Raw genomic sequence first — 523 nt, forward strand, 5'->3', positions numbered from 1 at the left:
TCTGTTCAACAAGCTCAAGAACTGGCGGCGTGTCGCCACACGCTACGACAAAACCAAGGAATCTTACCTCGGCTTCGTCGCACTCGCCTCAGTCAAACTATGGATACCCTTTGTCCACGAAACCTAGGCAACGACCTGATCGAAATCAAAACGATCACGCCGTTCAAGCGGACGGACACTGTTGAAATTAATATGGCGCGGAACTTTGGCAACTTGCCGATCTACCTTTTCGATACCTTCCGAAACTACGCTATCTCCCTATTTTCATACAATTTATTGAAAACCTATTTGACCTAGGCCGTAGACTCGTAAGCGTTGATCCAGAGTCGGGCTGCGAACAGTTTTACAGCAGCGAGGAAGTTGTCGGCGCGCTTGTCGTATCGAGTAGCTAAACCTCTAGCATTCTTAATCTTTCCAAAGAAGCGTTCGACGAGGTTGCGGTAGCGGTAGAGAAAGGAACTGAAGGCGAAGCTTTGCTTGCGATTGCGCTTGGCGGGTATATTGGCGAAGCTACCTTGTGCCT

1 protein-coding gene and 1 pseudogene are annotated in these 523 nt (G+C 49.1%); one reads left to right on the forward strand and one right to left on the reverse strand.

The features are described 5' to 3' along the window. A pseudogene (locus FG91_RS12775) lies at window positions 1-127 on the forward strand (IS5 family transposase); the annotation flags it as partial. Window positions 128-293: 166 nt separating this feature from the next. On the opposite strand, the gene FG91_RS21465 reads toward FG91_RS12775, so the two are convergent. Next, window positions 294-523: transposase (locus FG91_RS21465; RefSeq protein ID WP_152568106.1), on the reverse strand; the 230-nt coding region annotated here is incomplete at its 5' end.

The organism is Sphingopyxis sp. LC81 (assembly GCF_000756375.1).
Lineage (GTDB): Bacteria > Pseudomonadota > Alphaproteobacteria > Sphingomonadales > Sphingomonadaceae > Sphingopyxis.